Genomic DNA, 8,199 nt, shown 5'->3' on the forward strand with positions numbered 1-8,199 from the left:
CCCTACAGCTTCGAGGAAAACACTATGCGTTTGAAACCGTTAGTAACCGCGCTCTGTGCTGGCGCACTGCTTGCCGCAACGCCGTTTGCGCAGGCTAAAGATCTGAAGGCCATCGGCGTGACGGTGGGCGACCTGGCTAACCCGTTCTTCGTGCAGATCACCAAAGGTGCCGAGCTGGAAGCGCGCAAGCTGGCGGGGGATAACGTCAAGGTGACGCTGGTCTCCAGCGGTTACGATCTGGGCCAGCAGGTGGCGCAGATCGACAACTTCATCGCCGCGAAAGTGGACATGATTATCCTCAACGCCGCGGACTCCAAAGGGATCGGCCCGGCGGTGAAGCACGCGAAGGAGGCCGGGATCGTGGTCGTGGCGGTTGACGTCGCGGCGGAAGGGGCTGATGCCACCATTACCTCCAACAACACCCAGGCGGGCGAAATGGCCTGTAAGTACATTACCGATCGCCTGAAAGGCAAAGGCAACGTGGTGATCATCAACGGACCGCCGGTCTCTGCGGTGCAGAACCGCGTGGAAGGTTGCCAGACGGAATTTAAAAAACACCCGGATATCAAGGTGCTCTCGGATAACCAAAACGCCAAGGGCAGCCGTGAAGGCGGTCTGGAAGTCATGACCTCCCTGCTGGCAGCCAATCCGAAGATCGACGGCGTGTTTGCGATTAACGATCCGACCGCGATCGGCGCCGATCTGGCGGCGAAACAGGCGCAGCGCAACGAGTTCTTTATCGTTGGCGTGGATGGCAGCCCGGACGGTGAGGAAGCGCTGAAGCGCGAAAACTCGCTGTTTGTGGCGACCCCGGCGCAGGATCCGCAGGTGATGGCGGCGAAGGCGGTGGAGATCGGCTATGACATTCTCCAGGGCAAACCGGCGCCGAAAGAACCAGTGCTGATCCCGGTGACGATGATCGATAAAAAGAACGTCGGCACGTATAAGGGGTGGACGGTTAAGTAACCCCCTCACCCTACCCTCTCCCCAAAGGGGAGAGGGTGGTCAAGTTACCTCTCCCCGCGGGGGGGAGGGGGTGGGTGTGGGGTACGTTTTGCACCTAATCGAAGGAGTCCCCATGAAACGCTCCGACATCAATGAAATCCTCGGCCACACGCGGCAGTTTTTTTCCATGCACGACGTGCATCTCCCGCCCTTTGCCAGCTTTCCGCCAACGAAATGGCAGCAGCTTGACCAGGCCGCATGGCAGGAAGTGTTCGACCTCAAGCTCGGCTGGGACGTGACGGCGTTCGGCGGCAATAATTTTGCCGCTGAGGGGCTGACGCTGTTTACCCTGCGCAACGGCTCGCCCAACGGCGTGCCGTATGAGAAAGGCTATGCCGAAAAAATCATGCACGTCCGAGAGGGCCAGGTCACGCCGATGCATTTTCACTGGCGCAAGCGGGAAGACATCATCAACCGGGGCGGCGGGAACCTGATCGTGGAATTATGGAATGCCGGGGCGCATGAAGAGACGGAAAACACCGACGTGACGGTTACCGTCGACGGCTGCCGTCAGACTCACGCGCCCGGCAGCCAGCTGCGCCTGCTGCCCGGGGAAAGCATCTGCCTGACGCCCTGTCTTTACCACAGTTTCTGGGGCGAACGCGGCTTCGGCGACGTGCTGGTCGGGGAAGTGTCCTCGGTGAATGACGATGAGCACGACAACCACTTTTTGCAGCCCGTTGCCCGCTATAACAACATCGAAGAGGACGAACCGGCGCTGCTGGTGCTGTGCAACGAGTACAACCTGTTTCGGATTTAAGGGGTGAATGATGCCATTGATTTCTCTTGCCGACGGTCTGGCACACGCCAGGCAGCACCGCTATGCGCTGGGCGCGTTTAACGTCCTTGATTCCCACTTTCTGCGCGCGCTGTTCGCCGCCGCAAAGCAGGAGCGCTCGCCGTTTATCATCAACATCGCCGAAGTGCATTTTAAGTACGTGTCCCTGGATTCGCTTGTCGAAGCGGTCAAGTTCGAGGCCGCCCGTCACGATATTCCCATGGTGCTCAACCTCGACCACGGCCTGCATTTTGACGCCGTGGTGCGCGCCCTGCGCCTGGGGTTCAGCTCCGTGATGTTCGACGGCTCGACGCTGAGCTATGAGGAGAACATTCGCCAGACGCGGGAGGTGGTGAAGATGTGCCACGCGGTGGGCGTGTCGGTGGAGGCGGAGCTGGGCGCGGTCGGAGGCGATGAAGGCGGCGCGCTTTACGGCCATGCGGATGAAGCCTGCTTTACCGACCCCCAGCTGGCGCGCGAATTTGTCGATTCAACCGGTATTGACGCGCTGGCGGTGGCCATCGGTAACGCGCACGGCAAATACCGGGGCGAGCCGAAGCTCGATTTTCCCCGCCTGGACGCCATTCGTCAGCAGACGGGCCTGCCGCTGGTTTTACACGGCGGCTCCGGGATTAGCGATGCCGACTTCCGCCGCGCCATCGAGCTGGGCATTCATAAAATCAATTTCTATACCGGGATGTCGCAGGCCGCGCTTGCCGCCGTGGAGCAGCGGATGGCAAAACGCCAGCCGCTCTACGATGAGTTTGCCGAGCTGCTGCTGGGGATAGAAGAGGCAATTACGGATACGGTCGCCGAACAGATGCGCATCTTCGGCAGCGCGGGGCAGGCATAATGGAACGTAAAGGCATCATCGCCGCAGGCAATATGCTGGTGGACCACGTCCACCAGATCGTGCAGTGGCCGGAGCGCGGCTGGCTGGCGGAAATCACACACAGCGAACGCTCAACCGGCGGCGCGCCGCTCAACGTCCTGCTGACGCTGGCGAAAATGCACGTTGGCCTGCCGCTGCAGGCGGTAGGGCTGATTGGCGAAGACGGCGACGGGGACTACATTCTGGCGATGCTCGACCAGTACCACGTCAACCGCCAGCGCGTACAGCGCACCACCTTTGCGCCAACCTCCATGTCGCAGGTGATGACCGACCCCAGCGGACAGCGCACCTTTTTCCACTCCCCGGGGGCTAACCGCCTGCTGGATCTTCCCGCCTTCGATCGCCTGGACGGATCGATGAAGATCTTCCACCTCGGCTATCTGCTGCTGCTCGACAGCCTGGATATGCCCGATGACGAGTTCGGCACCCGCAGCGCGCGGCTGCTGGCGCAGATGCGCGACCTGGGGTATGAAACTTCGCTCGATCTGGTTTCCCGTAAGGGCGACCCGCGCTATCAGCCCCTGGTGCTCCCTACCCTGCGCCATCTGGACTATCTGGTGATTAACGAGCTGGAGGCCGGAGAGTTTAGCGGCCTGACGATGCGTGACGAAAACGACGCCCCGCACGTTGCCCATATCGCAGAAGCCGCGACGCAGCTGCTGGCGGCCGGCGTACGCCAGCGGGTGGTGATCCACTGTCCGGAAGGCGCATGGGGAGAAGCACGCGGTGAAGAAGGCCGCTGGATCCCGTCATGGATGCTGGAGCAGGAAGAGATCATCGGCAGCGTCGGCGCGGGCGATGCCTTTTGCGCAGGCTTTTTATACGGCTGCCATGAGTCGCTGCCGCTCACGGAAAGCATTTATCTGGCGCACGCCTGCGCGCGGGCAAGCCTGCTGGCCGCCAATGCAATTGACGGCGCAAAAACGCTGGCCGAGCTGGAGGCTTTTATTCACGAGGGCACTTAATTTAACAATAATTGCGATTTTTCATTACAGTTCTATGAATTTTGCATTCCCGAGCTACACTCTCTCCATCTGGCATATTCGGCGTGGGCAGCACTCTGTCCGCACGCTTTTCCGAAATGAGATAGAAAGAGGACAAGGGAAAAATGTTCGCAGCCATCATCATCGGTATTTTCATTATTAGCGTTATTTACGCGCATTCACGCGGCAAAGAAAAACAGACGCTGTCTCGTCAGTTGTTCGACCATTCGACGTTCATGGCACCCATCAATATGTTTATGACGGCGTTCTCTTCCCTGCCCGCCAGGCAGGCTTTCTTTGAGACAGAGCGTTTCCCCGAATTAAACACGCTGACGGAAAACTGGCAGGTTATTCGTGAAGAGGCGGTGCGTTTACAGGATCATATAAAGGCGGCGCAAAATAATAACGACGCTGGCTTTAACACCTTTTTTAAACGCGGCTGGAAGCGTTTTTATCTGAAATGGTACGCCGACGCTCACCCCTCTGCGCAAGCGCTTTGCCCGGTGACCACGCGGCTGGTGAGTCAAATTCCTTGCGTGAAGGCGGCCATGTTTGCCGAACTGCCTGCGGGGGCAAAGCTGGGCAAGCATCGCGATCCCTACGCGGGCTCGGTGCGCTATCACCTGGGCTTATCTACCCCGAATGACGATCGCTGCTTTATTGAAGTGGACCAGCAGCGCCATAGCTGGCGCGATGGCGAGGCGGTTATTTTTGATGAGACCTACGTCCACTGGGCGGAAAATAAAACCGATCGGACGCGCATTATTCTGTTCTGCGATATCGAGCGTCCGATGAAGTGGCGCTGGGCGCAGGCGGTTAACCATTGGGTGGGCACCACGCTGATGTCTGCGGCCAGCTCACCGAATGACGATAATGACCGCACCGGCGGCATTAACCGCATTTTTAAATATGTTCATGCGGGCCGCGAACGCGGGCAACGTCTTAAAAAACGCAATCGTAAAGCCTATTACGCCCTCAAGTACCTGTGCATCAGCGCCATTTTTGCCGCCCTTCTTGTTCCGGCAATAACGTAAACCTTATGCCGCCTGTTCGGGGCGGCTAACATCGGTGGCAAATACATACCCCAGTCCGCGGATGGTTTTAATGAGCGCAGGCTGATGCGGATTGGCCTCGATCTTCCGGCGCAGGCGCATGATCAACACGTCAATAGTGCGGTCGAACACGTCAGCGCTTTCGCTGTGGGTCAGCTCAAGCAGCCGGTCACGGCTCAACACCCTGCGGGCATTTTGCGTAAGCGCCAGCAGCAGGCCGTACTCGCCCTGGGTTAAGGGCACGGGATTACGCTGCGGATCGCTCAGCTCGCAGCGGGTGGTATCGAGCGTCCATCCGTTAAACGCGATGCCCGCCACGGGTGCCGCGGGCGCTTCGGCTGCCAGCACGCCGGTACGGCGCAATACCGCCTTCACGCGGGCGACCACCACGCGCGGGTTGAACGGCTTGCCAATATAGTCGTCGGCCCCCATCTCCAGCCCCACCACCACGTCTGACTCACTGCCCAGCCCGGTTAACATGATTACCGGCAGCATCGGGCGCTGCTTTTGGAGCTGCAGCAGAACCTGCAGGCCGTTGATATCCGGCAGCATCATATCCAGCAGAACAAGCGCGATATTCGGCTCCTCCTGTACCCGGCGCAGCGCATCCTGGCCGTTATGGCAGACACGCACGCTAAAGACGTGCTCGCTAAGCACATCCTGAAGCAGTTCGCAGACTGCCGTATCGTCATCAACCACCAGAATCGCCGGTTTCATCATATGCTTCCGTCAGGGGATTATGTTAAGTCTGAACCATTCTGCCGTCGGCTCCAGTTAAAGGGTTTTTTCAGTGACGGAAATTCAACCCATGTCACATCCGCTGCACTGTCGACACGTCAATTTTGACGATGGGCTGTTTTTTGTCAGAGTTTTTACCGCGAAGGGACCGTAAAGTCAGGGAATAGCCATACAAAAAACATGGCATAGAAGCTGCATAGTGGGTGCGAATGATTCGATTAACTGGAGCAGACTGATGAAGAAAGTCGTCACGGTTTGCCCTTATTGTGCCTCAGGTTGCAAGATCCACCTGGTGGTCGATAACGGCAAAATCGTCCGGGCAGAGGCCGCGCAGGGGAAAACCAACCAGGGCACGCTGTGCCTGAAAGGTTACTACGGCTGGGATTTTATTAACGATACCCAAATCCTCACCCCGCGCCTGAAAAGCCCTATGATCCGTCGCGAACGCGGCGGCAAGCTGGAATCCGTCTCCTGGAACGAGGCGCTGGATTATGTCGCCACGCGCCTTAGCGCCATCAAGGCCAAGTACGGTCCGGATGCGATTCAGACCACCGGTTCCTCACGCGGAACAGGGAATGAAACCAACTATGTGATGCAAAAATTCGCGCGCGCCGTTATTGGAACCAATAACGTCGACTGCTGCGCTCGCGTCTGACACGGCCCATCGGTTGCAGGTCTGCACCAGTCGGTCGGTAACGGCGCAATGAGTAATGCCATCAACGAGATAGATAATACCGATCTCGTCTTTATCTTTGGGTATAACCCGGCGGATTCTCACCCTATCGTCGCGAACCACGTTATTCGCGCTAAGCAGAACGGGGCGAAAATTATCGTCTGCGATCCGCGTAAAATTGAAACCGCGCGCATTGCGGATATGCACATTGCATTGAAAAACGGCTCGAACATCGCGCTGTTAAACGCAATGGGACACGTCATTATTGAGGAGAACCTCTACGACCAGGCGTTTGTCGCCAGCCACACGGAAGGTTTTGAAGAGTATCGGAAGATTGTCGAAGGCTACACGCCGGAGTCGGTTGAAGCAATAACCGGCGTTAGCGCGCAGGCGATCCGCCAGGCCGCACGGATGTACGCCGGGGCGAAAACCGCCGCCATTCTCTGGGGCATGGGCGTGACCCAGTTCTACCAGGGCGTGGAAACCGTACGCTCCCTGACCAGCCTCGCCATGCTGACCGGTAACCTCGGCAAGGCGCACGCTGGCGTGAACCCGGTGCGCGGTCAGAATAACGTCCAGGGCGCGTGCGATATGGGCGCGCTGCCGGATACCTATCCGGGCTATCAGTACGTGAAGTTCCCGGAGAACCGCGCCAAATTCGCGAAGGCCTGGGGCGTGGAAAGCCTGCCGGAACACACCGGGTACCGCATCAGCGAGCTGCCGCACCGCGCGGCGCATGGCGAAGTGCGTGCGGCCTACATCATGGGTGAAGATCCGCTCCAGACCGACGCCGAGCTCTCTGCGGTGCGTAAAGGGTTTGAGGATCTGGAGCTGGTGATTGTCCAGGATATCTTCATGACCAAAACCGCGGCGGCGGCGGACGTGATTTTACCGTCGACCTCCTGGGGCGAGCATGAAGGCGTCTACACGGCGGCGGACCGCGGCTTCCAGCGCTTCTTCAAAGCGGTCGAACCGAAGTGGGATCTGAAAACCGACTGGCAAATCATCAGCGAAATCGCCACCCGCATGGGTTATCCGATGCACTACAACAACACCCAGGAGATCTGGGACGAGTTGCGCAGTCTGTGTCCGGACTTCTACGGCGCCACCTATGAAAAAATGGGTGAACTGGGGTACATCCAGTGGCCATGTCGCGATGAGTCGGAGGCCGATCAAGGGACGTCCTATCTCTTTAAGGAGAAGTTCGACACCCCGAACGGGCTGGCGCAGTTCTTCACCTGCGACTGGGTCGCCCCCATCGATAAACTCACCGACGAGTATCCGATGGTGCTCTCTACCGTGCGTGAAGTGGGCCACTACTCCTGCCGTTCGATGACCGGTAACTGCGCCGCGCTCGCCGCGCTGGCTGACGAGCCGGGTTACGCGCAGATCAACACCGCCGACGCGGAGCGCCTCGGTATTGAGGATGAAGCGCTGGTGTGGGTGAACTCGCGCAAAGGGCGAATCATTACCCGCGCGCAGGTCAGCGATCGTCCAAACAAAGGGGCGGTCTATATGACCTACCAGTGGTGGATTGGCGCCTGCAACGAGCTGGTGACGGAGAACTTAAGCCCGATAACCAAAACGCCGGAGTATAAATACTGCGCCGTAAACGTCGAGCCGATTGCGGATCAGCACGCGGCGGAACAGTATGTGATCGACGAATATAACAAGCTAAAAGCCCGCCTGCGCGAAAGCGCAATGGGCTGAAGCCGTTAATTCATCGATGAAAAAAGGGAGTGAACTATTCACTCCCTTTTTATTTCCGATTAGCTCATCAATAATATCAATTATTATTCTGGAAAGCGGCTCGCAAAAATAATGTAATTTACGCAGAATAGAATTACATCTTTGCATTTTAATTCAGAGAGATAAGATGTGCGGCGGGTGCTTAAGACTTTCTGTCTTGAGCATTGTTGAGGGACAGAAAGTAGGAAGCCCCGGGAAATTTTCATTTACCTGTACTGCACCCATTTTGTTGGACGATGAAATGGAATAGTCCCTGATATGTCAAAGCCAAAATACCCCTTCGAAAAGCGCCTTGAAGTCGTGAATCACTACTTCACAACTGATGATGG

General features: G+C 57.7%; 7 protein-coding genes. 6 read left to right on the top strand and 1 reads right to left on the bottom strand.

Features of this window, described 5'->3' with window-relative positions:
• The first annotated feature begins 24 nt into the window (after nt 1-24).
• The 5 genes from ACJBF3_RS24440 to lpxO all read left to right on the top strand — a co-directional run bounded on the left by ACJBF3_RS24440 (nt 25) and on the right by lpxO (nt 4,692).
• Nucleotides 25-966: an ABC transporter substrate-binding protein gene (locus tag ACJBF3_RS24440; protein ID WP_045328740.1), complete on the top strand. Its 942-nt coding sequence runs from the start codon at nt 25-27 to the stop codon at nt 964-966.
• Between the two features lie 112 nt (nt 967-1,078).
• Nucleotides 1,079-1,765, top strand: a complete 687-nt coding sequence (locus ACJBF3_RS24445) for a D-lyxose/D-mannose family sugar isomerase (protein WP_045328742.1) — start codon at nt 1,079-1,081, stop codon at nt 1,763-1,765.
• Between the two features lie 10 nt (nt 1,766-1,775).
• Complete coding sequence (locus ACJBF3_RS24450; protein ID WP_045328744.1) at nt 1,776-2,636, top strand: ketose 1,6-bisphosphate aldolase; 861 nt, start codon at nt 1,776-1,778, stop codon at nt 2,634-2,636.
• On the top strand, nt 2,633-3,640 hold the full coding sequence (locus ACJBF3_RS24455; protein WP_088475263.1) for a carbohydrate kinase family protein: 1,008 nt from the start codon (nt 2,633-2,635) through the stop codon (nt 3,638-3,640). Before ACJBF3_RS24450 ends, ACJBF3_RS24455 begins: the two co-directional genes overlap by 4 nt.
• A gap of 143 nt (nt 3,641-3,783) precedes the next feature.
• Nucleotides 3,784-4,692, top strand: coding sequence for a lipid A hydroxylase LpxO (lpxO, locus tag ACJBF3_RS24460; RefSeq protein WP_045328748.1), 909 nt, complete (start codon nt 3,784-3,786; stop codon nt 4,690-4,692).
• Between the two features lie 3 nt (nt 4,693-4,695).
• Here lpxO and ACJBF3_RS24465 read toward each other — a convergent pair whose 3' ends face one another.
• Complete coding sequence (locus ACJBF3_RS24465) at nt 4,696-5,427, bottom strand: response regulator (RefSeq protein ID WP_045328749.1); 732 nt, start codon at nt 5,425-5,427, stop codon at nt 4,696-4,698.
• Nucleotides 5,428-5,683: 256 nt separating this feature from the next.
• Here ACJBF3_RS24465 and fdhF point away from each other — a divergent pair, with 256 nt between their 5' ends.
• Complete coding sequence (gene fdhF, locus ACJBF3_RS24470) at nt 5,684-7,831, top strand: formate dehydrogenase subunit alpha (RefSeq protein WP_080472997.1); 2,148 nt, start codon at nt 5,684-5,686, stop codon at nt 7,829-7,831.
• The last annotated feature ends 368 nt before the right edge of the window (nt 7,832-8,199 follow it).

The sequence above is a fragment of the Enterobacter sp. PP-008-ECC_S150 genome (genome assembly GCF_045257065.1).
Taxonomy (GTDB): domain Bacteria; phylum Pseudomonadota; class Gammaproteobacteria; order Enterobacterales; family Enterobacteriaceae; genus Enterobacter; species Enterobacter chengduensis.

Bases quoted from the DNA above. Each gene is read 5' to 3' on its own strand.
- ACJBF3_RS24440 (WP_045328740.1), top strand. From the start codon at position 25: ATGCGTTTGAAACCGTTAGTAACCGCGCTCTGTGCTGGCGCACTGCTT.
- ACJBF3_RS24445 (WP_045328742.1), top strand. From the start codon at position 1,079: ATGAAACGCTCCGACATCAATGAAATCCTCGGCCACACGCGGCAGTTT.
- ACJBF3_RS24450 (WP_045328744.1), top strand. From the start codon at position 1,776: ATGCCATTGATTTCTCTTGCCGACGGTCTGGCACACGCCAGGCAGCAC.
- lpxO (WP_045328748.1), top strand. From the start codon at position 3,784: ATGTTCGCAGCCATCATCATCGGTATTTTCATTATTAGCGTTATTTAC.
- ACJBF3_RS24465 (WP_045328749.1), bottom strand. From the start codon at position 5,427: ATGAAACCGGCGATTCTGGTGGTTGATGACGATACGGCAGTCTGCGAA.